Below are 26,160 nucleotides of genomic sequence, written 5' to 3'. Positions count from 1 at the left end.
GGACGGGTTTAGCCTCAATTGTCCCTAAACCCGACCCTACAATTGTCCCTAAACCCGCCCCTACAATTGTCCCTAAACCCGCCCCTACAATTGTCCCTAAACCCGCCCCTACAATTGTCCCTAAACCCGCCCCTACAATTGTGGCTAAACCCGTCCTGATAATTGCGGCTAAACCCGTCCTGATAATTGCGGCTAAACCCGTCCTGATAATTGAGTGATGTGGAGGGAATAATTTTGACTAAAATTAATTGGTATGCTGTCGGCACATTAATAGCAATTGGCTGGTTAGGACAAATTAATTCAACCGCTTGGGCAACGTCTCAGGGAATAACAGAACCTTCAGTACCAACTGCCAAACGAGAACATGCTCAACTTCCCACCTTGCCACCTCCACAAGAAATTAATAGTCCCACAGAGGACGTAAATATTAATGTTCCCAATCCCTTTGCGCCACCGCCACCCCTCGGTTATCCAGAAGAATCACCGCAAAGAGTCCCGGATACTCAATTTAATGAATATGTTCTCGGTATTGGTGATTCCATTGCGGTTACAGTAGAACGTTTTCCTGACCTTAATTTTTCCGGCACAATTGATTTACAAGGGAATATCTTAGTTCCCTTAGTCGGTAAAATTAACGTCCTCGGACTTACTCCCGACCAAGTTGAAGCAAAACTAGCCGCCGCGTATAGTGAATTTGTGGTTGACCCCGATGTTACCGTAGTTCTAGCCGGATTGCGTCCCGCCACAGTCACCATTGCAGGTGAAGTGACTCGACCTGGCTATTATTCCCTAGCGCCCGGTTCTCAGCTTACGGCGGCTCTACAAGCGGCTGGCGGAACCACGAATCTGGCTGATTTGCGTACTGTCATCGTGCGTCGGCGTTCTCCTGTGGATAATTCGATTATTGAGCAACAGATTGATTTATTTACACCGTTGCAAAATGCGACAGCCTTACCGGATATGCGTCTCCGAGATGGGGATTCTGTAGTCGTATTGGAATTAGAAATCGGTACAACTATGGATTATGACCGCAGTCTCGCCTCTCGCTCAACGCTGGCGACACCGCAAATTACGCTGCGAGTTTTGAGTTATCCTACTGGTCGAATTGGCAACCTGAATTTGCCCAATGGGAGTAATTTTATGGATGCATTGACCTCCCTGGCGCCGAGTTTGGACGATGCGAATTTAAGTGAAATTGCCTTAATGCGGTTTGATCCGGAACGGGGTAAGGTGGTGACACAGGAGATTGATGGGAAAGCAGTCCTCATGGGTGATTTGGCGCAAAATGTCCCCTTGCAGAATGAAGATGTTATTGTGGTTGGTCGTAGCCTTATCGCTAAAATCAACTATGCTTTGCGTTTAGTGACTCGACCCTTTAGTGATTTTCTCGGATTTCGCAACTTTTTTGAAAATGTCGGGAATGTGTTTGGCTCAGGGGATGATAATAATTAGGGCTTGCTAAATAAGCATTGTGGTGAGTGTAGAGACGTAGCATGCTACGTCTGGGAGCTGGGAAGAGATGCAATTTGTTATCCGGACAAGACGTTGCTCGTTGAATGGCTGCGCGATCGCATCCTTTCCGCTATCATCCTACAAGGGTGCTGAGCTAGAATACAAGCACAGACACTTTGACATCATTTATTTCCCTCAATTCAGTATACCCCCATTCGGTGCCTCCTCTCCTAGACTCCGCTTGCACGACTCGTTCAGTTAAATTGCTATGACTATTCCCTTAATTAAACGTTATTTAATCGCCCTTGATCGCTATAAATTTATTGGTATCGGTATTTTTGCTTTAATTACTGGCGGATCGGGCGTTGTGGCGATTATGCCCTCTCCCCCCAGTGCTGTGTCTTACGAAGCGGTTGGAATTTTGTCGGTGACTCCTCCGGTGAGAACCTTTTCGGAAACCGGAACCCAAATTCAGCAGCAGGGGGTGCAACTGGGAAAGGAGAATCTTTTAGAGGAGAACGTGATTAAAGCCACATCTATCGCTGTGGGCGCTGATCCAAAACAGATAATTGATAATGTAGATTTGAAGTTCGACAAGTCTGTAGGAGAGGGAGAAGGGGCGATTCCATCAATCATTGGAGTGTTTTACAACGATGATGATCCGGAGCAAGCCGCCAAAACTGTAGAAGTGCTGATGCAAAAAATGATCGAGCAAAGTCGTTTGATTAATACTGGACGACTGCAAGCGATTATTGACTCAATTGAAACACGCTCAGCGGAGGCGGAAAACGAATTAAAACAGGCACAAGAAGAACTGGAAACCTTTAACCGGATTGAAGGCGCTGCCTTAGCCTTAGCTGAAGATAACAGCTTGCTGGCACAAATTAATGCCAACCAACAACAGCAACGCCAAGTGCAACAGACTCTAGAAGGAATTGAGAGTCAGATGGCTAGCTTGCAGAGGCGGTTGGGGTTGACGGCGGATCAAGCTTATACCAACTCAGCCCTGAGCGCTGATCCCACCATCGCTGGCTTGCGCGGACAATTGCAACAAATTGAAACTCAGGAAGAACTGCTCAAGAGTCAAGGGTATAAAGACCAATACCCGAATGTGCAAGAGTTGCAGCGACAGCAACGCACGTATGAGGCGATGCTGGCACGACGAGCCGCTGAGGTGATTCAGGGGAACGGCAGAGGTGAAGCTTTAACCCCGCCGCAAATCCGAGCCGATAGCAGCCTTGACCCAGCTAGGAAACAGTTAGCTGATACATTGGTGTCATTATCAACTCAACGCGATACCCTGCAAGATCAACTGGAAACTACTAAAAGAATTGGACAGGAACTGCTCCAAGACTATCAACAGATTCCCACCAAGCAGCTTGAGCAGGTAAGGTTGGCGCAGCAGTTTCAGCTCAAACAAGACTTCTACAACAGATTACAGGCATCACTCATCGACGCCAAAGCCGCCGAAGCGGAAACCGTGAGCTATCTTAGCGTTGATCAGCCTCCGAATGTCCAGAAGAAAGGTGGGAAAGAATCAACCAATCCCATTGTCATCCTCGCCGGGGGAACCTTTGTCGGCTTAGTCGCGGCGGCTGGTGTGATTCTCATCCTAGCTATCTTGGATAGCAAACTCTACGCGGCGAAAGAAATCCAGCAACTGCTGGCACAACATGATGTCCCTGTCTTGGCAGAATTGCCTGTGGTGATGAGCATTGACCCAGATTTGGGACAAACGGGTATTTTACTCAAGTCAAGTTCACCTTATTTAGAGGTATACGAACGGTTCCGCAGTAAGCTTTGTAGTGGAGAGCATAAATCCTTGAAGGTGGTGTTAATCGCCAGCACGGTTAAGGGAGAAGGCAAAAGCACCACTGCTTATAATTTAGCGATCGCGTCAGCCCATGCGGGTAAGCGTACTCTATTAATTGAAGCCGATTTGCGCTCATCCTCCCAAGCCCATTTCCACCACGTCACCCCTGAACCGGAAGCGACGACCCAACCCTTACCCTACTACGGGTCTAAGAGTGCCTGTATTCAATTAGCCCCGAATATTGAGAATCTCTATATCGTACCCAGTCCCGGACCCCAAAAACAAGCCGCCGCGATCCTAGAATCGCGAGAATTTCAACAGCTTATCACTGATGCTCGCAGTCGCTTTGACTTTGTGGTCATTGATAGTCCGGCGCTCTCCCTGTCCAATGATACCTTGTTACTCGAACCCCTAGCTGATGGAATGGTACTCGTCACCCGTCCCGGCTACAGTGAGAAATCAATCCTGAATCTGGCAGCTCAAGAATTAACTGAAGCCGAGCCATCAGCGTTATTAGGGGCGATTATCAACAGTGCAGATACGTCGATTCCAGTCAGCGCTACTGAGGTTGAGGAGGATATTGAACTGGAGTATGAAGACGAAGACGAAGACGCTTTTGAAGATGAGGAATTAGAAGAAGAACAAGAGGAGCCAATTCCGACAGGGGCTACACGCTCTTGATGTCATTCGTCATTTGTCTTATGTCATTTGTTGATTGGGGAAGTCACTTTGGTAGGGGCGCTTTCGCTTTGCGCCTGATTCAATGGTAAAGTCGAGTCCAAAATTTTAGCTGTGTCAGTCCAGTAGGCAGAACCTTCTCGTACTCGCAATGGAGAACCCGAAGGGTAGAGTAATCCAATTGTTGGGTTAATCGGTTGGGTTTCGCGATCGCAAGTGTCCAACCGACACCCGACACCCCACACCCCACACCCTCATTAATACAGATTATAGAAAATACAGATGATAGAATAGAAATGTTAAGTTTTTTATACTCTATTAATCTCTGTGGTTTGGCAACTCTCCTCATTACCGGAATCCCCATCGATACCCAATCAAGACCGTCTTTCCCGTTGGAGAGAAAAACTCGTTGACAATTTGCCCCAAACCAAAAGAATTACCCAGCAGATCATCACCGCGATTGGCGTTGGTTTACTCTTTAGCTGGCTGCATGTCCCCGTCGGTTGGCTACTGGGTCCGATGCTGGTGGGAATTGGCTATGCTATCAGCTTAGGACGCCGCCAACCCTTACCTTCAAGTTTTAAACTCATCGGACAAATTGTTGTCGGTTTAGTTACAGCCACTCGCTTTTCTCCAGAAACCATTAGTGTGGCAACAACCTACGCCGTACCTTTGTTACTCTGTGTTTTGCTCACCGGAAGTCTGAGTTTATTTAATGGATATCTCTTAAGTCGTTGGGCTGGGATTGATCGCACCACCAGTTTACTCGGATTTATACCGGGTGCAGCGTCCAGCATTGTGGTTATGAGTGAAGAAATGGGAGCCGATGCGATCGCAGTTGCTCTACTTCAATATATCCGAGTCTTGCTGGTTGTGTTACTCATGCCCAGTGCGGCTACTCTTCTGGTTCCCGCCAACCCCGATACGCCAGTCACCACCACTGTCGCCCCAACCAGCACCTTAACAAGTTTACCCTTAGCGTTGAGTCTTTTAATTCTAGTGGGGTGCGGTATCCTGGGAATTTGGGCAGGAAAGCGATTCCGTCTACCTTCCCCTGGATTTTTCGGTCCGTTTCTAGTCGGACTAGCGGCGTTTTGGGCATTGCCCAATCCAGTGCAAATGCCTCAACCTTTATTTGCGGGTGGACTATTGCTGATTGGATTATCGGTTGGGGTACAGTTTGACTGGCAAACCGCCCGTAAACTCTTCAAAGCCGTCTTAATTGAAATTGGGTTAGTCACTGGGTTAATTATCACCTGTTTAGGGATTGGCTATGGCTTTCATTGCATCACCGATGTGGATATGGCAACGGCTATTTTAGGATTCACGCCGGGAGGAATCGAGGCAATGGTGGCTACCGTAATGCAGTTAGGAGGGGACACCGGATTGGTATTAGCCATGCAATTAACCCGGATGTTAAGTATCATTATGATTGCACCCTGGTTAGTGAAGTTTTTGGTCAAGCGTGCCAAAGCTTCAGATGACCAATACCTATAGCATCGAACCCGTTATCAACCAGGAAAAATTCACCCTTACGCCGGATTTTGACGCTGTTGCATCGGGAAAGTAGAACGCAATATTTCATCCACAGTCTCTAGCGTTAGTGCTTGTTGATCAGCCAAGGCTTTAATGGTTTGAGTGATTGCCTGAATTTGGAAGGGGTCGAAGTCTAATCCCAGTTGACTGGCGCGATTGGCAATGGCATGACGCCCTGTAAGTTTATGATTAATTAAAAAGGAACGGGATAGTCCAAAATCATTGGGATCAATGGCTTCGTAAGTCTGGGGATTATTCAGCATGGCTTTAGCATGAACTCCCGCCTTATGGTTAAATGCGGCTGAACCGATAATATAGTGGTTAGCTGGAATTGCCATACCCACTTTATCGGCGACAAGTTGATGCAGTGCTGCCAGTTGAGGGAGGCGATATTTCCACTGCAATTGTTCCGGGTTAAGCGTGTAGAGACGGGCGATGAGCCCAGCCAGGGGGGTGATCCCATTCCGTTCTCCAATTCCCAATACTGTAGTATTGATATGAGTTGCACCGGCTTCTAGGGCGGCGTAGCTATTCGCGATCGCACAACCTGTGTCATTATGACCATGGAATTCAATATCAGTATTTGTATGGTGGCGCAGTGTCTGGACTAAATTAAAGACTTGATTGGGAGTCGCGACACCGACGGTATCCGCTAAACCGAAACGGTTCACCATGCCGAGTTTATCGATAGCACAATACACCTGGAGTAAATCCGGAAGCAAACTGCGAAACGAATCTTCTGTAGAAAAGCGCAACTCTGTTTCAGGACTTTGATCATGGATAAAGGTAATAACGTCTGTTGCCCGATCAACAATTTGATTTATACTCTTTCCATGACCAAACTGGCGCAGAAAACTGGACGTACCAAAAAACAGATTAATCCCATGAACGCCTGTATCGAGTGCTACTTTTGCATCCTCTAAATGACAGCGAATATGGGTCAGCACTTTGGTGTACAACCCCAATTGAGCTAAATGCTGACAATCTTGACGGGATTGCGGTGAAGCACAAGGGGAAGTAACTTCAATATATTCAACGCCGAACTGGTCAAGCGCCCTGGCAATTTCTATTCTATCCTGTGATGAAAAGTTAGCCCCACAAAATTGTTCTCCTTCCCGTAAAGTCGTTTCTATAATTGAAAATTGACTAGGTGACATTGATGTTGTCCTTTCCTTTGTGGTAACTTCTCACATCCATATCTATAGTATCGGAGCGTTTCAGGGCGGATTGCTTCTTAAACTACTGATTTTATAAATCTTTTCAACCTGTACCACCCTGCAAAAATTTATCTAGATTTAACAATCAATAGGGTATAAATCACTACAATATGCTTATTCTCAGATCGGGTACTCTGCTAAGTAGGTGGACACATTAAAGTTAACGGTTGGCAACGGCGAACAGAAACCAGTAAGGGTTTGAGGGGGATTTACAAAACTTAATGATCGTGCCGTTGTATGCCAGTCCGACTACTTAATCAGGAAATAAATTTGTCTGTCAAAGCTCAAGTAAGAATCGAACTTACCAGGTAAATTCTTGAACCCGTTTTAACGGGTTTAAGCTTTTAGCCCCAACTTTAGTTGAGGGCTTACAGCGCTTGAGGCTGTACCTCATCAACCACCAAATCTGCTGTAATTCTTTTTCAACTAGCTATTTTTCATTTTCCCGGAATTCGCTACTATTTTAGTCACCCGGCTAAACGGGGAAAAATATAATTGCCAAACGCTGTTGAACTCTTCCTCAGCCAATCCCACTGAAAAACTTTCCGGTTCTTTGGGAACATATAACGTTCCCGCTAGATAGTCCCAAATTGGAAAGATTAGTCCCAAGTTTTTATCAAAGTGTTTCTCTAATTGACTATGATGAATCTGATGCATAGCTGGACTGACTAGGATATGATTCAGATGCCAACCATAGGAAATCCAAACATGGAAATGGCGAAGATTTGAAGTCAGATGAAATATATAAACAATAACACTGACACCTGTTATAGTAAAGGGTTCAACCTCAGCCTTAAACGTATATCGGAATAAACCTGTAACCAACCCCAGCAAACAGGCTTTGCAGGTATAAATGATCATATCATCGACGGGATGATCTCGCTTTGCGGTTACGGGGGTTAGCACTTGGGCTGAGTGGTGAGTTTTATGGAATTCCCACAGAATGGGTACTTTATGTAACAAGTAATGTGCCAGAAAATAGCCAAAATCTATGGCGAAAACGACGGCAATTGTATAAGCGATTTGAGCGGTAAAAGTTACGTCCGGTTGTATTCTCGGTTCCCTGAAAATTCCGTAAAAGGATTGAGTTGTCAGTTTGGCTACTATTTCCGTTACACTAATCAGTAGCGTCAGACTGATAACGGTTTTTATCAGCCCATTAATGCAATAACACTGATAGTCTAAGATTGCCGATTTGTGAGTGTAAATTGAGTGAGGGAAACAGTAACTCAGTAAACCTCGCCAAGAAAAATTGACAGGATGTGGATGAGAGATTCGGTATAATCCCAAAAGCAGAATTAAACTGAATAAAATATAAATCCAGTAAAAATTGTGGGCGCTGTCAAATAGAGGAATAGCTAGGTCAATTATTTCCTTGACGGATTCTGGAAGTGAATGAAACACTTCTTTGACCGAATCAATCATGATTTTTTATTGATTTTTACTTATCTCAAGGTTCAAGAAAGATTTTGGGAATCCCAAAACGATGGCTTGGTATCATCAGAGAATAATCCTAACAAAGGACCCAGAATAGCCCCAAAGATAAACCCGCCAGCATGCGCCCAGTAAGCGATACCACCATTTTCCATCCCCACATTGGCGGGGGCTTCTAACATGGCTAATCCATTAAACGCTTGCTGCAAGAACCAAAATCCCAGAAAAAATACAGACGGTAATCTCAGCGTGGTGAAAAAGAAACCGAGGGGAATTAATGTAACCACTTTAGCATTGGGGAACTTAAGAATATAAGCACCCATCACGCCCGCGATCGCACCACTGGCACCCAGAGACGGAATCCCCGATTGGGCGGAGAAAAACCACTGGGCTAAACTGGCTAATACGCCACAGGTTAGATAAAATATCACAAACTTGAACCGACCCAATTCTTCTTCAATATTATTGCCAAAAATCCAGAGAAATAACATATTGAATCCCACATGAGTAAACCCCGCATGGAGAAATTGTGCTGTGATTAACGTCAGCGGTTCAGGTATCGGCTGATTTACCGTAATTCCGTTCAAACTCGCTGTCAATTCCTTGGGAACAACGGCAAATAGATGGAAAAATACATCGAGTTGTTGAGGACTTAACGTTAGCTCAAAAATAAAAATTAGTACATTTGTCGCAATCAGAATATAGGTAACATAAGGTGTAATTTTGATTGGATTTTCATCTCGTAATGGAACCACAAGCCTCTTTCTCCCTGATAAATCAACAATTAATTATTTAAGTAGGTTGATGGATACAAACAATGACAAATGACAAATGACGTAGCTTGCTTCTCAAGGGTAGCGAGTATGACGAATGACAAATGACAAATGACGAATGACAAATGACAAATTAATCTTCAGACAATAATCCAAATAAAGGACCAAGGATGGCTCCGAACACAAAACCGCCAGCATGCGCCCAATAAGCAATTCCTCCAGTTTCCGTCCCCAAATCCGTTTGCATACTGACACTCGCCACGCCACTAAACGCTTGTTGGACAAACCATAATCCTAAGTATAAAACAGCAGGTAATCGAATGGTGGTGACGAAATACCCTAAAAAGATCAAGGTATTGATTTGAGCCCTAGGAAACCTGAGAATATAGGCACCCATCACTCCCGCGATCGCACCACTCGCCCCCAGAGATGGAATCCCTGATTGCATGGAGAAAAACCACTGGGACAAAGCGGCTAGTATACCACAAGCAATGTAAAAGATGAAGTATTTAATATGACCCAGGCGCTCTTCAATGTTGTTGCCAAAAATCCATAAAAACAACATATTGCCACCAATATGCAAAAACCCCCCATGGAGAAACTGAGAACTTATCAAGGTCAACCATTCTGGCACGGGTTGATTGACTGAAATCCCCTCAAAGCTAGCGCTTAACTCTTTGGGTACAACCGCATACAGGTGGAAAAATGCATTAAGCTGGGGTGGTGTTAAAAGTAATTGATGGATAAAAACCGCAATATTTGCAGCAATGAGCGCGTAGGTTACATAAGGAGTAATGCGCGTCGGATTATCATCACTAATGGGGAACACAGTATGAATTATGAATTATGGAATCTCAAAGACAGTATTTGAGTAAAATTATACCAATTGCCTTTTCAGCGGCGATGCCCGACTGCCCATTCCTACGATACCCTACAGGGGGATTCGTTGAGCAAAACTGATAAGAACACTTTATCATATTAATTGGCAATCTCAATCACTTCAGGCAGATTGAGGAACCATCAGGGTGAATGAGTGGCTGTTGGAGTCAGGTTTTTGTAACGTTAAAGGCTAAGAGTTCTTACCCTTTAAGAATACCCCCTTAGCTGAACATCTAAATTCATGGACTTACTAGAGTACCAAGCCAAAGCCTTATTCCGCGAGATCGGCATTCCCGTCTTGCCCTCTCAATGCATCGACCATCCCAGAGATCTCAAGCAGTTAGACATTCCCTATCCCGTGGTTCTCAAATCCCAAGTCCCCAAAGGGGGGCGGGGTAGAGCGGGTGGTATCCGGACAGTGGAAAATACAATTGACGCGATCGCCACCGCACGGGCTATTTTTAATCTATCCATTCTCGGTAAATATCCCAACGTGCTGCTAGCGGAATCCCATTATGATGCTGAGCAAGAATTCTATCTAGCGGTTATCCTGGACTACACCTTGAGACGCCCCGTTTTGTTGGGTTCATGCCAAGGTGGTATCCATGTAGAAAACGTCATGGCACAGATGCAGCGAGTCGCCGTCGAGGAAGATTTTTCTCCCTTTTACGCCCGACGTCTAGCCTTCAAAATGGGACTGCAAGGTGATCTGATCGAATCAGTCAGCGATATTGTCCAGAAAATGTATCAACTTCTGATCCAAAAAGACCTGGATTTAGTGGAGATTAATCCCCTTGGCGTCAGTGCTAGCCATGAAGTCATGGCGCTAGATGGCAAAATTGCTGTCAATGATCACGCTTTGGGACGCCAATCCGAGTTGGCGAACCTCGCATCAAGCCTCACCCACACTCCCCAACCCGCCGACCAACCAACGGATCTGCAATGGACGGATAGTCAGGGAAATATTGGTATTTTGTGTAATAGTCCTTGTCTTGCTGCTGCCACATTGGATTTAGTGTACAAAGCCAAAGGTAAGCCAGCAAGCTGTTTAATTGTAGATGGTTATGCCAGTTGGGATGTACCGTCCGCCGCCTCTCCCGTCCAACAGTTACAAAATGCCTTGCAGCAATTGACGGACACTCAAAACATCCAAGTTGTCTTAGTGAATATTTTGAGCAACGAAGCAGCTAGTGAAGCCGTGGCTGAGGTAATTGCCACTTATCTACTATCGAAAGATGAAAATAACTCCGGAGTCAGTGCAGTAGATCCCGCCAAAACACCAGCTACAGGAAAATTGCACTCCCGTGACTCACGCAATCGTCGCCGCCGCCATCTCACTCCGAAATCTTTATCTAGGACAGAGTTACCTCACCTAGTCATTCGCTTAGCTAACGGCAAAATAGACACTATCCAAGACCGTTTAGCGGCACTCCCTGTACACTGGATGGGTAACTTGGATCAGGCAGTGGCACAAGCGATTTCTCTGGCAAGCTGAAAGAGTTGTGAGTGTGTAGGGGCGGGTTTCACTATTATCGTTTTTTTCCGCCCCGATGTGACTCAACCCACCCTGACTGAATTGGGAATGCGATCGTTGTGCAACATAAGACTTAGCTTGCTAGGAGAGAAGTGAGTGTGACGAATGACATAAGACGAATAACCAGTACTTATCGGTATCCTATAGTTAACCCCTTGCGCCAAACCTTTACTGATATTGTTGATCGCATCTACTACATTGCTGCATCCAACGCCTATGAAATTCACACCAGACATGAAAATCCTGGTTCAGGGCATCACCCAACCCATCGGTTCCTATTATGCCGCCCGCATGAAAGCTTATGGTACGAATCTAGTGGCTGGGGTTAGTGCAGGTCAGGGGGGACAGACATTGCATGGGATTCCCGTCTTTGACCTCGTAGAAGAGGCGTTATCCGAAGTTGGATATTGCGACGCCACGGTTATTTTTGCCGAATCCTACAGCGCCTTGGATGCAGCGTTAGAAGCAATAGACGCTGGCTTGTCACCCATTATTCTAGTGACTGGTGGTATTCCACCTCTAGATATGATTCACTTGCTAGCCAAAGCCCAAGCCAGGGAAACCCTGATTGTTGGACCGAGTAGTTCTGGGATTATTGTGCCAGGAAAACTTTTACTGGGGACTCAGGAGTGTGAATTTTATACGCCCGGTACAATTGGTGTGATTAGCCGAGTTAGTACTCTCACTTATGAAGTGGCTTTAGGGTTAACCCAAGCTAAACTTGGACAATCCATCGCCGTGAACCTCGGTAGTGAAGCCATTATCGCTTCGTCATTTCGTCAGTGGCTGGAGATTTTAGCCCAGGATAAACAGACAGAAGCGATTGTCTTAGTGGATCAGACGGGGGGTGATAGTGAAGATGAAACCGCAAAGTTTATTGCCCAAGCCATAGAGAAACCTGTTATTGCTTATGTCGCTGGACAATATACCCCTGAAGATAAACAAGTCGGGGATACCAGTGCCATTATCGCAGCTCAGTTATCAGGACCGATCGCGAATACGACAACGGCTCAACATAAGGTGGCGGCGTTCAAACAGACAAATATACCTGTAGCTGAGTATCCGTCCCAAATTCCAGACTTGGTGAAAAAGGCGCTTAAATATCATTAGCCAGGAGCAGAGGAAGCAGAGGAAGCTTGTAGAGACGTAGCATGCTACGTCTGGGAGCTGGGGGATAAAAATCTAAATTAGAGTTCGCCGCCATCAGTATGGGAACAGAACTTCAGCGAAAAAAATCAAATAGGGGGTGACACCCCCCACCCCCACAGTGCTATACTGTGTTATGTAGATGCACCCTGATGATCGGGAGAGTCGCCTAGTTTTAGGGCTCTCCTTTTTTGTTTGTCTGGATCAAGGTAGCTGCCAAGATTTATGTGACATCCTCCTACACCGCCACACAAGGGTGGAAAGCCATTTTTTGACCCAATAAGTGCTTTCGTTTTGGTGTCTGTTCGGTCAAAAACAAAAGCACTTTTACCTAAAAAGCAGCATCTCCCCCATCTCCCCCTCACCTCACCACTTATTCAGCAGCCCCTAAATAGGGGGTTACACCCCTCACCCCCAAAATGCTATACTATGTTAAGTAGATGCACCCTGATAATCGAGAGAGCCTATGATGGGCTCTTTTTTTTTCTCTTCTTCAAGAGTAATTGGTCAACTCAGCAACGTAAATAGGGGTGAGACCCCTCAACTAAACGGTCATGAATCCAAGTCAAACGAGTATGACGAATGACGAATGACGATCACAGCCGTTAACTTTAATTATCCCCACCTACTTACCATGACCATGACTTTACCTGAATCAAGCCGATTGCAATTGACCCCAGATTTGAGCATCTGTCGCCTCTTAAATGGCTTATGGCAAGTATCTGGCGCTCATGGACGCATTGAGCCCAAAAAAGCCATCCCCAGTATGTTTGATTATCTAGATGCTGGCTTTACCACCTGGGATCTCGCCGATCATTACGGACCGGCTGAAGATTTTATTGGCGAATTTAGGCGTCAACTGGTGGCGACTCGCGGCGAGGAGGCGTTAGCGAACATACAAGCCTTTACCAAATGGGTACCCCGCCCGGGTCGGATGACTCGACAATGGGTGGAGAAAAATATCGATCGCTCTCGCCAACGGATGGGAATAGATTGCCTGGACTTGTTGCAATTCCACTGGTGGGACTACCGCGATCGCAACTATCTGGACGCCCTCAAGCAGATGGCACAACTGCAAGCAGAAGGGAAAATTAAGCACCTGGCGTTAACCAACTTTGATACCGAACACCTAAAAATTATCATCGACGCCGATATCAATATCCTCTCCAATCAAGTCCAGTATTCCCTGATTGACCGCCGTCCTCAGGTCAACATGGCACCATTTTGTCAAGACCATGACATTAAACTTTTCACCTATGGCACAGTCTGCGGTGGCTTGTTATCAGAAAAGTACTTAGGACAACCTGAACCGGGTGGGGCAGAACTGTCTACGGCTAGCTTGAGAAAATACAAGAACATGATTGATGGGTGGGGCGGTTGGAGTTTATTTCAGGAATTGCTCACCGTACTCCAGGACATAGCCACTCACCATAACGTGAGTATCCCCAACGTAGCCGTGCGGTATATCCTCGATCAGCCAGCCGTAGCTGGTGTGATTGTTGGTGCGAGGTTAGGCATATCGGAACATATAGACGATAATGCCAGAGTATTTACTATGACCCTCGATGCCAAGGATAAGGAGAAGATCGAAGCCGTATTGGTCAAGTCTTATGATTTGTATCAAATCATCGGCGATTGTGGCGACGAATATAGGCGATAAGCCAGAAAAGACAGTCCTGAATCCGTGATCCGGGGAGAGTATATTCTAAACTCAAGAATAACCAGAACGATAGCAGACCAATGGAACACTCTCCCGTTGACGCCCAACCTGATGCTCAATCGGTGTCATCGGCGTCTCCTCATTGGACGCCATTTGATCGCACGATGATGCAACGGTGCATCGAACTTGCCCGCCGTGCCCTCGGACGAACTAGCCCCAATCCTTTAGTGGGTTCCGTCATTGTCCGGGATGGAGCGATCGTGGGAGAGGGATTTCATCCAGGTGCAGGTCAACCCCACGCAGAAATTTTTGCTCTCCGTCAAGCGGGTGACAAGTCTCAGGGAGCGACTATTTATGTCAACTTAGAGCCTTGTAATCACTATGGACGAACACCCCCCTGCACAGAAGCCTTAATTGCCGCAGGAGTCGCTAAGGTTGTCGTCGGTATGGTTGATCCCAATCCTCTCGTGGCAGGTAGTGGGATTGAGCGGATCAAAAAGGCTGGGATTGAGGTTGTCGTGGGTGTGGAAACGGAGGCTTGTCGTCAGCTTAATGAAGCCTTTATTCATCGCATCCTGCACAAGCGTCCTTGGGGAATGTTGAAATATGCCATGACACTTGATGGCAAAATTGCCACCGCCAGTGGTCACAGCGCTTGGGTTACAGGTCAAGAGGCGCGGCGGTATGTGCATCAACTGCGGACGGCTTGTGATGCCGTTATTGTGGGGGGTAATACTGTGCGTCTGGATAACCCTCATCTCACCAGTCACGATACCGATACCCACAATCCGTTGCGAGTGGTCATGAGTCGCACCCTAGACTTGCCGATCGATGCCCGTTTATGGGAAACCGCTGATGCTCCCACGTTAGTTTTGACCGAGATCGGAGCCAATCCGGATTTACAGCACCAGCTAGTGAACAAGGGAGTAGAAGTGATTGAAATGACGCCTCTGACACCCGCCAAGGCAATGGCGTATCTGTACGACCGACAGCTTTCAACGGTGTTATGGGAATGTGGTGGCACTTTGGCAGCCAGAGCGATCGCAGATGGCACCGTCCAAAAAGTACTGGCATTTATTGCTCCGAAAATTGTCGGTGGTATAACAGCGCCCTCACCTGTTGGGGATTTAGGACTAGCAAGGATGACAGATGCTCTGACGCTTGAACAAGTTAGTTGGCGTCAGCTTGGATCAGATTATGTTGTGGAAGGCTATGTGTCATGAATTTATAACATAAGACATAAGACTAAAAAATGCTTGAAGTGACCATTTTCAGCGTGTTAGTCGGCAATCTGGGTTGGCAGTCAGTGGTTGTCAGTACATGGCTGCGCTGGCGACAGATGATCGGGAGTCATCATTATCAGGAGGAGGAAGAGGAGATTGTGATGGGTTTTGAGGCAAAAGAAGACTCAGCGTTATTACAACAGCGACAAGCCAACGGCACGATTGACCGTATGAGCCATCCAGAACAACCTTCAGTAGACCCGCAACTGGTTGGCTGGGAATTCAAGATTGTGCGATCGCACCACGACTTATTTCATAAACCGGCTGTGTTTCAACAACTGTGTGAAGAAGAAGCCTTGGCGGGTTGGATTCTACTGGAAAAACTTGATGATCGGCGAGTCCGATTTAAGCGACTGATTGCGTTACGGAATATCATTGATCCCCAACAGCTACCGTTTGATCCCTACCGTTGTTATTATGGGTCGTCATGGACTGCCCGAAGTGGGTTGGCTCTAGTCGCCGTACTGATCGCGATCGCGATTCCTGCCTATCTGAGCTATACCCTCGTTTCCAACCTGCTACACGACTCTCCAGAGGCTTCACCCCCGTCTCCTTATCCAGATATACCAGCCCAAGATTTCCCACCTGCGCCGTGACGTGATTATCGTTAATCCTACTCTAACCCTTTAGCTTTAACTTAATAAAAATAAAGTGGATACCGCGATCGCACTCGCTCAGGCAAATGCGGCTCAAGCTGAAAACTCGTTAATGTTGATCGGGGAAGATGAACTCTACAACCCAACCATTCTCATTGAAGGCGGTGATGCGATCGCGGGAATGGTACTGGCTGTTCCTTTTGATCCAGTTCAGTAAATAGATGTTAATTTAAAAATTGAGCTTTTTAAAGAAAAATAGAAAAAAGCCAAGTTATCAAACAAAATTATCCTGAAATTGCCAATCCTCACCTGTTTTTTTCACTAAAGTTTAGTTAATTACGCCAAGTTTACATGGCAAAACCGAGTTTTTCCAAGGCGATCGCCAAAGCAGGATCATAGCGTAATTGGTCATGGTAATTGACATCTTCATAACCTAAAGCAATGCCGTAAACTCTTTGAGCAAGTAATTAATGAACTGAATAATCTATATAAGACAAATTTCGATAGTCTTGAAAACATTCTGCAAATCTTGCTGTGATTTTCAGTTTTTTATCTAATTCTGCTAACCAGACGATTCCCGCATTTGAAGTAATTTGACCGCCGTTAAGGTTAGTAAGAAGTTCTTTGCCTTTCTTTTTTCCAAAATTGTAAAAATATCCGTCTTAATTTATCTTTTCTGGCTTGTTAAGGAGGACTCGGATTTAGAGTATTGAAGGAACAACACACTGTTATGTGTGACTGGAGGAGCTAACTGAGGTCAAATCGCTGTCTGCCAAGGCTTTTAGAGTTTGCGATCGCTCTTTGTGTGAGAAATGCGGGCATAGCCCTCTCCTCAGCTAAGTCTCTCTGGCTCCAAAAACTATTACGCTTAACCACTCGCTTGACCCGTTCGATATACTGGGGGGAAATTATTCGCGATCGCGACATGACTCGATAGTAGAGTTAAATCATAAAATTAATAGTCATTTTTCAAATCTTGCTAGACTTTTAATTTTTCGTATAAACTAACAACAGTTTTTTGTTTAAATAGCTTGTATTTGCGCTTAATATAATCTCCTTCTCCCAACTTACAATCAGCGACAAAACGCGATCGCGAATGTGTTCTTTCAAGATATCCACTTTAGCGATATCAACCTGGCAATTGAGTAGCCTTTCCCAATTATTGGTGTCATAATTTATCAATTATCATCCTCCTCAAGCAACGCTGACTCTAACAATCGCTGCCAATCCTCATCGGTTGGCAATAAGCCTTGATATTCCTCTGGCACCTGCGGGTAAAGCTGATACGTCGCCACCCCAATCGGGTTCGTCTTTGACTTCAGACTAAACTCTACCTCTAGCCTATCCTGCTGTGCACAGAGAATAATTCCAATCGAAGGATTGTCATCTGGGGCACGTTCTTGCTCATTCAACACCTCCAGATAAAAATCCATCTTGCCTGCATATTCGGGGCGAAACCGTCCGGTTTTGAGATCAATCGCCACCAAACACTTCAAAAAGCGGTGGTAAAATAACAGATCGAGAAAATACTCATTCTCTCCCAAGGTCAACCGATACTGACTACCAATAAAACAAAACCCATAACCTAACTCAATCAAAAAATCCTTAAGTCGAGCATGCATAATCAAAATATTATGACCCCAAGGAATTTCTGCAACAAGCTGTTTCAGAAATTCAGGTGCTTCAGCATAGGCTTCATAAAACTGCTTGATTAACCACAAATTGCGCGGTGAGAATCCAGTTATTTGAGGAAATTCAGCCTTGAGGTCAGCCGATAGCCGTTCTACAACTGCCTTGCCCCATCCTAACGCCTCCTGCCGCTCTACAATCAACTGCCCCAAAGACCAATACAAGCGAATCAGCGATCGATTAACTGCCCGCGCCGCCTCAATCCGACTTTGAACAACCTGAATTTTAATGTCCCGGAGGAAATCCTGATAGGCGCGATCAAAAGAAGGTTTAATGGTACTCATGTTCAAAACCCTGGATTACTGCGATGACTCGCTAATCTTACAGCCTATCACTAGGGTAGCCGCGATGTCCCTAGGGAATTAATGGAGGTGTTGAAAGCGCGATCGCACATTCTTGACATCTAAATTGCCATTGGTAGGGACACAATACCGGCTAAAGTCGGGGCGGGTTTAGTCGCATCTAGGCGCAACCGAAAAGATAATAGTGAAACCCGCCCCTACACAATTACGTTTTCTACCTCTGCCCCATTATTCACCATATATCTTGTATCCATATATTCATGATAAAAATACAACATGAAAGGGTTAACCTTTCCAAATTCATGGAAGTGTTGAAAGCGCGATCGCACATTGATGTGACCAGTTAAAAGCCTGAGACCCACGTATAGTAAGGATTTCATTTTTGAAAATTGCCACAATATACTTAAACAGATATAACTTAAAAGCTGAACATTTCAACTCACAGCAAATTCCGTAAACTGACGCATATAAGGAGGATGAAACCCAACGACAATATCCTCTTTCAATACACCTAAATCAACTAATTCTTGTCCGATATCAATTTCTGTTACATTTTGCTGAATCCAAATCTTGTTATCCTTAATATCGAGATGTATAAAACAACCATACACGCGCTGTTTGTTATCCCATCCGACCCGAACCAGTTGATAATGATTGTTTTCTGTATCACAGACAACTTGCACCTCTATCTCTCCGTATGAAGGCTTGTATGCAGCATAATCTGTCAGTATCTTTTTGATGCAATTTCGATACATTTCTACTTTTTCCATAAAGCAATTACCTCGTCTTCAATGTCATACACCAACAATGCCAACTGATAATCTTCTATAATAATAATTGCAAACTCACGCTGAAAGAAATCATTATAGGTTGTTAAAGGAATTGCCATGAATAGCTGGCGCTGGGGATCTTTTATTTTCAGGGCTGTACGGTAGTTGATAAATTGTCCAACGGCTAAATGAAAATCTGTTATGGCTGAAGTATTCAAAAAACTCTTAATCTCAACGGCAATTTTCTCGCCCTGCTTTTCTGCAGCAAGCAGGCGTTCTGCCCCCAGATCGATTAACATATCGACTCCACCCACAGTGATGAAAAGTGGGTCATCTGTAATCTCCCAACCATCCTTTCGCAAGGCAATTTCCACAACCTGATGAAATTTATCCTTTTTTGGCATAAAGTCCAGATGACAAATCACTCTAATTATGGTACTACGGCTTTTCCGGATGTACGTCGGTGCGATTTTACAGGGATAATATTTGACCTTGGGTGTGCTACGCCAGTGGTGAACGAATCGATAGTAATGATTCCAGGATGGATCACCCCTTAAATCGCGAGTATTTTTAACACAAAACAATTCTTCCCCATTCTGTTACATTTAGCTTACAGTATTAGAGTGTTTCAGGCTATCAACATGACCAAAACATCTGGTCACACCACCGTTGTCGGCACTCACCCCTACCTTGAACTCAACAATCAAGGTCAAATCCAGCGCTTTTACCTGAACCAAGACACCCATACACTGGGACGCGATCGCACGTTCTCTAACCTCCCCATCCCTCCTCGTTGGGGCGTTATCTCCAACCGCCACGCTATCTTACGCAAAGAGGGTGAGGACTATCGTATTTTCGATGGCGATGGTCAACGTCCCAGTACCAATATACTAGCGTTCCCCTCCAGGATTGCGATACTATCCGCATCGGTCCCTTTAGCCTACTACTACGCCAAGACACCCTGGAATTAGTGGATCGAGGCAATTTTATCCGCCTCGACGCCCATCGCTTAGTGCGTCAAGTGAAGGATAAACAAGGGAGAACCAAAACCATCCTCAGTCAGGTCTCTCTCCCGATTGAACCTGGACAATTTGTCGCCTTGGTGGGCGGAAGTGGTACGGGGAAATCTACTCTATTAAAAACCCTCTTAGGCATTGAACCCACCCAGGAAGGTGGCGTCTTTCTCAATGGCGACAACCTGCGACAGAATTTTAACCTCTATCGGTCTCAAATTGGCTATGTCCCCCAAGATGATATCGTTCATCCGGATTTAACTGTTGCTGAAGTCCTCACCTACTCCTGTCAACTACGATTACCCCCGGATACCAATGTCAAGGCGATCGTGAATCGCACTCTTGACCAAGTTAAGCTAGAGTTTGTCCGCAACAGCTTTGTCCGCGATTTGAGTGGGGGACAACGCAAACGGGTGAGTATCACCGTGGAACTCCTGGCTGATCCCAAACTCTTTTTCCTGGATGAACCCACATCCGGACTTGACCCCGGATTGGACAAGGAAATGATGCAACTCTTACGGGAACTCGCCCATCAGGGACGCACCATTGTGCTTGTCACCCATGCAACCGCCAATATCGAAGTCTGCGATCGCATCGCGTTTCTGGGTCGCGGTGGACACCTGTGCTACTTTGGTCCCCCGCAAGAGGCGATGGACTTTTTTGAAATGCCCTCTGGTGACTTAAAATACTTTGCCGATATTTACATCAAACTCGACCAAGGCAAAACTAAATCAGAAAATGAGCAAACTGTCAAGCATTGGACAGAGAAATTTTTGCATCATTCCGCCCCCTATCAAGCCTATATTCAAGCCTCCCTCAGTCCAGGAAAAGTCACGCCATTCCAACCCCCACCCCGTTCAGGAAGCGGAAGTTCTCCCCTGAACCAACTCAGGCTATTGAGTCAACGCTACCTAAAACTGATTCTTCGCGATCGCCGCAGTCTCGCCCTCTCCTTACTCACCGGAACCTCTTCCCCTTCCCTTTAAACCCACGCCCGTTTATGAGCCAACCTGGGACAACCTGCGACTCAATTGGGGTATCCTTTGTGTCCATACCGTTGTTTATCTCGCGATCGCGCTTTGGTTACAGAAGCGTAAGGATATTCTTTGATACTCTCCCTGAGAGGGGTTTGGAGACCAAACCCCTACGTTAATAATTAACGTGATGCACCTCAATTAATCACAATTTGACTTAAATATGAAGGGGTGGCTTCGTCACCTTCAACCCGGCTTCTTCTTGCACGTATTCCTCAATGTCAATCGTGACCGGTTCAACCTTCCAGATATCTTGACAATACTCTCGGATTGTGCGGTCTGAGGAAAACTTGCCGGTGCGAGCTGTATTCAAAATGGACATGCGAATCCAATTCTCTTGATCGCGATAGGCGTGACTGACGCGATCTTGACAATCGATATAGGCTTGATAGTCGGCAAACAACAGATACTCGTCTTTGTAGAGGAGTGAATCCACAATTGGCTTAAACAAGTCCGGATGTTCAGGACAGAAGTCACCCGCAGCCATGCGATCAATTACTTCTTTTAATTGAGCATTACTATGGTAGTAGTCCATCGGATTGTAGCCCCGGGATTTCAAGTCATAGACCTCTTGTGCGGTTAAACCAAATAAGAAGAAGTTATCAGCCCCCACAGCTTCCCGAATCTCAATATTTGCTCCATCCAGAGTGCCAATGGTTAGCGATCCATTCAGGGCAAACTTCATATTGCCTGTACCGGAAGCTTCTTTACCCGCCATGGAAATTTGCTCGGAAAGATTTGCCGCCGGATAAATCTTCTGACCCAAAGATACAGAAAATCCTTCCATAAATACCACTTTAATCCGACCAGCGACATCGGGGTCGTTGTTGACCACTTTCGCAACAGCATTGATCAATCGGATCACCAACTTCGCCATATAGTAGCCTGGAGCCGCCTTGCCTGCAAAAATAAAGGTTCGGGGCATAATTTCGATGCCCGGATTGCGCTTGATCCGGTTGTAGAGGGTAATGATATACAAGACATCTAATAACTGACGCTTGTATTCATGCAATCGCTTCACTTGCACGTCAAACAAGGAATTTGGATCAACTTCCACATCATTAAATAGCAGAATATAATCCACCAACTCTTGCTTGTGCTGCTGCTTAATCGCGGCAAACCGTTGGCGAAACTCCGGATCATCGGCAAAGGCTTCCAGTTTTTGCAAGTCTTGCAGGTGAGTCACCCAACTATCACCAATTTTTTCCGTGATCAAATCGGAAAGTTGGGGATTACTCAGTAAAAGCCAGCGACGCGGGGTAATGCCATTAGTTTTGTTATTAAATCGTTCCGGGAACATTTCATAGAAATCGTGTAGCACTCGTTCCTTGAGTAATTCTGTATGGAGTGCGGCTACCCCGTTAATGCTATGGCTACCGACACAAGCTAGGTGTGCCATGCGGACGAATTTTTCGCCACCTTCCTCAATCAGGGACATGCGTTGCAACCGTTCCCCATCTCCGGGATATTTGACTTTGACCTGTTCGAGGAAGCGATGGTTAATTTCGTAGATAATTTGCAGATGTCGAGGAAGCAAACGCTCGAATAAGCTGACGGGCCAACGCTCTAGGGCTTCGGCTAGCAGGGTATGGTTGGTATAGCCAAAGGTCTGCTTGGTGATGTACCAGGCTCGGTTCCATCCCAATTGATATTTATCCACCAACAACCGCATTAACTCGGCAATCCCAATCGAGGGATGGGTGTCATTGAGCTGGATGGCGATTTTTTCGTGGAACTGGTCAAAGTTCCGGTGAGTGCGGCGGTAGGTGTTGATGATGTCTTGGAGTGAACAGCTCACGAAGAAATATTGCTGTTCTAGCCGCAGTTGTTGACCCTGAGAGGTATTATCGTTGGGATACAGGACTTTGGAAATATTCTCGGAGAATATCTTGTCTGTCACCGCTCCCGAATAGTCTCCACTGTCAAATACTTGGAAGTTAAACTCTTCAGAGGCACCGGCTCGCCACAGACGTAGACTATTGACCGTGTTGTTATGGTATCCCGGCACAGGGGTATCGTAGGGGGTTCCTAAGACTTTGCGATCGGGAATCCAACGCACCCGATATTGACCTTTCTCATCATGATACCCTTCGGTATGTCCGCCAAACTTGACGACAACGGTTAATTCTGGACGGCGGATTTCCCAGGGGTTGCCGAAACGCAGCCATTTATCCGGATGTTCGACTTGAGCGCCTTCTTCAATACGCTGATCGAAGATACCAAATTCATAGCGAATTCCGTAGCCAACGGCGGGAATTTCTAAGGTGGCGAGGGAATCCAAAAAACAGGCGGCTAAACGCCCTAACCCGCCATTTCCCAGTCCGGGTTCGGGTTCGAGTGCCATTAAGTCATCCAGCTTTAATCCGGATTCTTCTAGGGCTTGACAAACTCGGTCGTACATATTCAGGTTGAGCAAGTTATTGCTTAACTGACGACCCATTAAAAACTCTGCTGAGAGATAATAAACGGTCTTGACCTCTTTTTGCAGGTAGGTTGTCGCGGTATTAATCCACCGATGCAGCAAGCGATCGCGTACCGTGTAAGCCAGAGCCATGTAGTAATCGTAGGGGGTAGCTAAGAATTCGTTCTTGCCCTGGATATAGTACAAGTTATCGGCAAAGGCACGTTTTAGCGTCTCCACCGTCATCCCGGTGCGATCGTCTTCTACTTGAATTTCCGGGAGGCAGACATTCGACTGGATGGGTTGATCGCTATTGGGTTCAAAAACTTGGTTATTCATAGACTGGTTGTTACTGATGACACGATTTAATATCGTTCCCCCTGCTACTCTAGTCTCTAAAATTGGCGATGCCAAGGTGTCAGACGTTGGGGTTTGCTTTCGCTCTATCCGTCAGCTTAACCGCGCCAGACCGCGATCCGGAACGTCTGTGTAAAAATCTGTTATGCCTTGGCGCGAAGACGTTGGTGCAGTCTTTTCCGCCTCAGGTGCGATCGCGCTCGTCAACTGCTCAGTATAATCTCTCCTAACCAAAAATTGATGTAATCCCCTTTTTAGCTGGGGTACTTTTTCCTTCTACCCCTTCTGCCCTAGAGCATTACTGAATTACTGTTTTCCGCATCTTCTGTCTGGGGATAGATGACGGATCACCAATGGGAGACTTCTACTAGCGCCACTTCCTACCCAACTTCTATTTTGTATTGATAGTTACCAAATAGTTTTGGTAAATTTCTGGATTTTATGCTGATTTTATATCAAAAGATACTTTATGAGGCTATGGAATTGATGTATCGTTCATTCTAGCCAATCAGTCTAGCTTTCAAAGCATAATCATTTACTCAACTATCATTCAGTAATATTCGCTACTTATACTTCGCGATTATGACTTTGGACAGAGGTTCTGCGGGAACATTTCTACTGACTGATGACTTGTCTTAGTTAGCGATTCGCGGCTCTGTGGTTAGCAACTGTTTATGAAATCAGGAGATAGGCAATTATGGGTATCAAAACTTGTCTTTGTTGTGGTCATCCCCTCTTACGCCACGTAAGACGGCAAGGTATTTATTGGTTTTGCACAGTTTGCCATCAGGAGATGATTCCCCTGAAGCCAAGCCAGTCACCTATTCGTATCGATACTCTCAAGCTTATGCCAAACAGTCATATTTTGCGATCGCGTCCCCTAGAAACCGTTCAATCTTAGCCTATTTTATGCCTTATAAGCTGTTTGGCATTTAAACCTTAATATCAATAATGGCGCAATCTTTGCCGTAGTGCGTTTAGCGAAGCCATGCCGCAGGCTTTGCATCTTGCTCGCTACATCAAGCATCTTGCTCGCTACTAATACCCAATTTAAATGCATGACAGCTTATTCTGAGTTTTCACAGTATATGGTATCTCTGTAGGGGCGGGTTTCACTACTATCTTTTCGGTTGCACCCAGATGTAACTAAACCCGCCCAGACGTTGCATGCAACGTCTCTACCCAGGTTTCTTAACGGACTAATCAACGGATCACCTTTTTCTTTTTGGTTAGCCATAATCCTGTAGCGAATGCTATCAGTCCAGCTAAACTTCTAGGTTCGGGTACGGACACTGGATCACTTGGACTATCGTCACCAATACTATCATCTGGGTGATCATGAATCTCGTCATCGGGAGTATTGTCAATTGGATCATCGGCAACATCATCACTCGGTAAGTTTTCATCAACATCATCCCCTGGATTGTCCACAACTGGAGGTGTAGGAGGCTGCCAACGGGTTAGAATATCGTCGATCCAATTCGTGTAAGATGACGCACGGGTATCAAAGGAAAACTCGCCAAAGGAAGAATTTAGGGCATCGTCAATATCAGAGGAAATACCATTCAGGTAATAAACTCGTAAACCAAAGGAAGTCACTCCTGCGATCGCGCCATCAATAAATGTGGGACTTCCAGAATCTCCTAGTGCTGAGTTAACTTCATTTAACCCCAAACCTAAGTCAGCATAATCATCGCCAAACCAATAGCCAAAAGCATCATTCGCGGCAAGTCCGTTGTCAAAGTCGTAAGCTAATAATGCGTCACTGAAGTTATCGGATAATAGTTGATTAAACAAATCCCCGGAAGCGTCATAACGATTCTGACCGGAACGCTTCAAGCCATCCCAAAACTCATTACCAACGTTACCATTTCCAGATTGACCATAACCTACTTTATCGCCAATTTTACCCACTTCGTTGTTATTTCGATAAATGTCATAGCGATCGACTGTATCTGGGGCAACATCAGTTAACTCTAAAATGGCAATATCATAACCATTAGATAAATCACCCGTCCAGTCATCATGAACAAAGATATCAGCAATGGAGAGGTTGACATCACCTGTGGATAAGTCAAACGTGGCTGTGCCATCCCAAACATCTAACTTCCCAAAATCATCAGTGAGGCAATGAGCCGCCGTGAGAATATGAGCGCCTGTTCCTAATAATCCACCTGTACAAGAACTTCCCCAAAAATCACCTAGAGAAAGTTGAGCGACGCCATCATACCCCGTTCCGGGAGATACAAGATAGTCATCGGGATTGCCCGTTGTCCTATAGAGGGGCTGGACTTGTGTTTGAATTGAGGTATTGTTGAAATTCGCGGCTTTAGCGGGTTCAGTGATAACTAAAGGAGTGAGTAAACTTACGGTATACAGAAGAGTTAGAGACTTGAAGCTAGACAAAGTGAAAGTCATAGTTACACCGGAATGAAGGAGTCACGATTAAACGGTTCACTATCATCTGTCTCTGAGGGATTGACCCTTATGCACTTTTTTCAGAGTTGTAACGTTTATTCATGACCTGGATGAATTTTGTGCCAACGTGCATAAGTTCCCACTGCTGAGAGATATATACTAGAAAAGTATGGTT

The 26,160-nt window shown here is 45.6% G+C and carries 20 protein-coding genes and 3 pseudogenes; 13 read left to right on the top strand and 10 right to left on the bottom strand.

Features of this window, described 5'->3' with window-relative positions; translation table 11 throughout:
• The 4 genes and pseudogenes from RIB93_RS20165 to RIB93_RS20150 all read left to right on the top strand — a co-directional run.
• Nucleotides 1-218 (top strand): annotated as a pseudogene (locus RIB93_RS20165) (hypothetical protein); the annotation flags it as partial.
• A gap of 16 nt (nt 219-234) precedes the next feature.
• Nucleotides 235-1,452 carry a polysaccharide biosynthesis/export family protein gene (locus tag RIB93_RS20160; protein WP_446374947.1) on the top strand — a complete coding sequence of 406 codons (1,218 nt, stop codon included), beginning with the start codon at nt 235-237 and terminating at the stop codon, nt 1,450-1,452.
• Between the two features lie 268 nt (nt 1,453-1,720).
• Nucleotides 1,721-3,946: a GumC family protein gene (locus RIB93_RS20155; protein ID WP_446374945.1), complete on the top strand. Its 2,226-nt coding sequence runs from the start codon at nt 1,721-1,723 to the stop codon at nt 3,944-3,946.
• A gap of 324 nt (nt 3,947-4,270) precedes the next feature.
• Complete coding sequence (locus RIB93_RS20150) at nt 4,271-5,440, top strand: AbrB family transcriptional regulator (RefSeq protein ID WP_446374943.1); 1,170 nt, start codon at nt 4,271-4,273, stop codon at nt 5,438-5,440.
• 35 nt (nt 5,441-5,475) lie between these two features.
• Here RIB93_RS20150 and lysS read toward each other — a convergent pair whose 3' ends face one another.
• The 4 genes from lysS to RIB93_RS20130 all read right to left on the bottom strand — a co-directional run bounded on the left by lysS (nt 5,476) and on the right by RIB93_RS20130 (nt 9,732).
• On the bottom strand, nt 5,476-6,636 hold the full coding sequence (gene lysS, locus RIB93_RS20145; protein WP_446374941.1) for a homocitrate synthase: 1,161 nt from the start codon (nt 6,634-6,636) through the stop codon (nt 5,476-5,478).
• A gap of 486 nt (nt 6,637-7,122) precedes the next feature.
• Nucleotides 7,123-8,121: a sterol desaturase family protein gene (locus RIB93_RS20140; RefSeq protein WP_446374939.1), complete on the bottom strand. Its 999-nt coding sequence runs from the start codon at nt 8,119-8,121 to the stop codon at nt 7,123-7,125.
• 32 nt (nt 8,122-8,153) lie between these two features.
• Complete coding sequence (locus RIB93_RS20135) at nt 8,154-8,885, bottom strand: rhomboid family intramembrane serine protease (protein WP_446374937.1); 732 nt, start codon at nt 8,883-8,885, stop codon at nt 8,154-8,156.
• A gap of 151 nt (nt 8,886-9,036) precedes the next feature.
• On the bottom strand, nt 9,037-9,732 hold the full coding sequence (locus RIB93_RS20130) for a rhomboid family intramembrane serine protease (protein WP_446374935.1): 696 nt from the start codon (nt 9,730-9,732) through the stop codon (nt 9,037-9,039).
• Between the two features lie 291 nt (nt 9,733-10,023).
• Between RIB93_RS20130 and RIB93_RS20125 the strand changes: the two genes are divergently transcribed.
• From RIB93_RS20125 to RIB93_RS20100, 6 genes are all read left to right on the top strand, one after another.
• A complete protein-coding gene (locus RIB93_RS20125; protein WP_446374933.1) occupies nt 10,024-11,277 on the top strand; it encodes an ATP-grasp domain-containing protein in 1,254 nt (417 codons plus the stop codon).
• Nucleotides 11,278-11,532: 255 nt separating this feature from the next.
• On the top strand, nt 11,533-12,426 hold the full coding sequence (locus tag RIB93_RS20120; RefSeq protein WP_446374930.1) for a succinate--CoA ligase subunit alpha: 894 nt from the start codon (nt 11,533-11,535) through the stop codon (nt 12,424-12,426).
• A 676-nt stretch (nt 12,427-13,102) separates the two neighbouring features.
• The gene (locus RIB93_RS20115; RefSeq protein WP_446374951.1) at nt 13,103-14,122 is read left to right on the top strand and encodes an aldo/keto reductase; all 1,020 of its coding nucleotides are present in this window, start codon (nt 13,103-13,105) and stop codon (nt 14,120-14,122) included.
• Nucleotides 14,123-14,202: 80 nt separating this feature from the next.
• The gene (gene ribD, locus RIB93_RS20110) at nt 14,203-15,345 is read left to right on the top strand and encodes a bifunctional diaminohydroxyphosphoribosylaminopyrimidine deaminase/5-amino-6-(5-phosphoribosylamino)uracil reductase RibD (RefSeq protein WP_446374928.1); all 1,143 of its coding nucleotides are present in this window, start codon (nt 14,203-14,205) and stop codon (nt 15,343-15,345) included.
• A gap of 29 nt (nt 15,346-15,374) precedes the next feature.
• Entirely contained in the window at nt 15,375-16,001 is a 627-nt protein-coding gene (locus RIB93_RS20105; RefSeq protein ID WP_446374926.1) for a hypothetical protein, read from the top strand.
• Between the two features lie 55 nt (nt 16,002-16,056).
• Nucleotides 16,057-16,218: a hypothetical protein gene (locus RIB93_RS20100; RefSeq protein WP_446374924.1), complete on the top strand. Its 162-nt coding sequence runs from the start codon at nt 16,057-16,059 to the stop codon at nt 16,216-16,218.
• 145 nt (nt 16,219-16,363) lie between these two features.
• Here RIB93_RS20100 and RIB93_RS20095 read toward each other — a convergent pair.
• From RIB93_RS20095 to RIB93_RS20080, 4 genes and pseudogenes are all read right to left on the bottom strand, one after another.
• Nucleotides 16,364-16,648 (bottom strand): annotated as a pseudogene (locus tag RIB93_RS20095) (transposase); the annotation flags it as partial.
• Nucleotides 16,649-17,179: 531 nt separating this feature from the next.
• The gene (locus tag RIB93_RS20090; protein WP_446374922.1) at nt 17,180-17,974 is read right to left on the bottom strand and encodes a PDDEXK nuclease domain-containing protein; all 795 of its coding nucleotides are present in this window, start codon (nt 17,972-17,974) and stop codon (nt 17,180-17,182) included.
• A 452-nt stretch (nt 17,975-18,426) separates the two neighbouring features.
• Nucleotides 18,427-18,762, bottom strand: coding sequence for a XisI protein (locus RIB93_RS20085; RefSeq protein ID WP_044205195.1), 336 nt, complete (start codon nt 18,760-18,762; stop codon nt 18,427-18,429).
• Nucleotides 18,750-19,166: a XisH family protein gene (locus RIB93_RS20080; RefSeq protein WP_446374920.1), complete on the bottom strand. Its 417-nt coding sequence runs from the start codon at nt 19,164-19,166 to the stop codon at nt 18,750-18,752. Before RIB93_RS20080 ends, RIB93_RS20085 begins: the two co-directional genes overlap by 13 nt.
• A gap of 237 nt (nt 19,167-19,403) precedes the next feature.
• On the opposite strand from RIB93_RS20080, the pseudogene RIB93_RS20075 reads away from it, so the two are divergent.
• Nucleotides 19,404-20,740 (top strand): annotated as a pseudogene (locus tag RIB93_RS20075) (ATP-binding cassette domain-containing protein); the annotation flags it as partial.
• Between the two features lie 226 nt (nt 20,741-20,966).
• Here RIB93_RS20075 and RIB93_RS20070 read toward each other — a convergent pair.
• Nucleotides 20,967-23,549 carry a glycogen/starch/alpha-glucan phosphorylase gene (locus RIB93_RS20070; protein WP_446374918.1) on the bottom strand — a complete coding sequence of 861 codons (2,583 nt, stop codon included), beginning with the start codon at nt 23,547-23,549 and terminating at the stop codon, nt 20,967-20,969.
• 68 nt (nt 23,550-23,617) lie between these two features.
• Between RIB93_RS20070 and RIB93_RS20065 the strand changes: the two genes are divergently transcribed.
• Both RIB93_RS20065 and RIB93_RS20060 read left to right on the top strand, forming a co-directional pair.
• Nucleotides 23,618-23,797: a hypothetical protein gene (locus RIB93_RS20065; RefSeq protein WP_446374916.1), complete on the top strand. Its 180-nt coding sequence runs from the start codon at nt 23,618-23,620 to the stop codon at nt 23,795-23,797.
• Nucleotides 23,798-24,332: 535 nt separating this feature from the next.
• Nucleotides 24,333-24,503 carry a hypothetical protein gene (locus tag RIB93_RS20060; protein WP_446374914.1) on the top strand — a complete coding sequence of 57 codons (171 nt, stop codon included), beginning with the start codon at nt 24,333-24,335 and terminating at the stop codon, nt 24,501-24,503.
• A 267-nt stretch (nt 24,504-24,770) separates the two neighbouring features.
• On the opposite strand, the gene RIB93_RS20055 is transcribed toward RIB93_RS20060, so the two are convergent.
• A complete protein-coding gene (locus tag RIB93_RS20055; RefSeq protein ID WP_446374912.1) occupies nt 24,771-25,985 on the bottom strand; it encodes a trypsin-like serine protease in 1,215 nt (404 codons plus the stop codon).
• Nucleotides 25,986-26,160 lie beyond the last annotated feature (175 nt).

The organism is Coleofasciculus sp. D1-CHI-01, assembly GCF_040218875.1.
GTDB lineage: Bacteria > Cyanobacteriota > Cyanobacteriia > Cyanobacteriales > Coleofasciculaceae > Coleofasciculus.
Note: the sequence above shows the minus strand (reverse complement) of the source record. Positions and strands in the feature narration are given on the sequence as shown.

What these genes read in the sequence shown, in the direction of transcription:
- RIB93_RS20090 (WP_446374922.1), bottom strand. Translation starts at nt 17,974, where the DNA reads ATGAGTACCATTAAACCTTCTTTTGATCGCGCCTATCAGGATTTCCTC.
- RIB93_RS20105 (WP_446374926.1), top strand. Translation starts at nt 15,375, where the DNA reads ATGCTTGAAGTGACCATTTTCAGCGTGTTAGTCGGCAATCTGGGTTGG.
- RIB93_RS20070 (WP_446374918.1), bottom strand. Translation starts at nt 23,549, where the DNA reads ATGAATAACCAAGTTTTTGAACCCAATAGCGATCAACCCATCCAGTCG.
- RIB93_RS20155 (WP_446374945.1), top strand. Translation starts at nt 1,721, where the DNA reads ATGACTATTCCCTTAATTAAACGTTATTTAATCGCCCTTGATCGCTAT.
- RIB93_RS20125 (WP_446374933.1), top strand. Translation starts at nt 10,024, where the DNA reads ATGGACTTACTAGAGTACCAAGCCAAAGCCTTATTCCGCGAGATCGGC.
- RIB93_RS20085 (WP_044205195.1), bottom strand. Translation starts at nt 18,762, where the DNA reads ATGGAAAAAGTAGAAATGTATCGAAATTGCATCAAAAAGATACTGACA.
- RIB93_RS20065 (WP_446374916.1), top strand. Translation starts at nt 23,618, where the DNA reads ATGCCAAGGTGTCAGACGTTGGGGTTTGCTTTCGCTCTATCCGTCAGC.
- lysS (WP_446374941.1), bottom strand. Translation starts at nt 6,636, where the DNA reads ATGTCACCTAGTCAATTTTCAATTATAGAAACGACTTTACGGGAAGGA.
- RIB93_RS20055 (WP_446374912.1), bottom strand. Translation starts at nt 25,985, where the DNA reads ATGACTTTCACTTTGTCTAGCTTCAAGTCTCTAACTCTTCTGTATACC.
- RIB93_RS20115 (WP_446374951.1), top strand. Translation starts at nt 13,103, where the DNA reads ATGACTTTACCTGAATCAAGCCGATTGCAATTGACCCCAGATTTGAGC.
- ribD (WP_446374928.1), top strand. Translation starts at nt 14,203, where the DNA reads ATGGAACACTCTCCCGTTGACGCCCAACCTGATGCTCAATCGGTGTCA.
- RIB93_RS20140 (WP_446374939.1), bottom strand. Translation starts at nt 8,121, where the DNA reads ATGATTGATTCGGTCAAAGAAGTGTTTCATTCACTTCCAGAATCCGTC.
- RIB93_RS20080 (WP_446374920.1), bottom strand. Translation starts at nt 19,166, where the DNA reads ATGCCAAAAAAGGATAAATTTCATCAGGTTGTGGAAATTGCCTTGCGA.
- RIB93_RS20120 (WP_446374930.1), top strand. Translation starts at nt 11,533, where the DNA reads ATGAAATTCACACCAGACATGAAAATCCTGGTTCAGGGCATCACCCAA.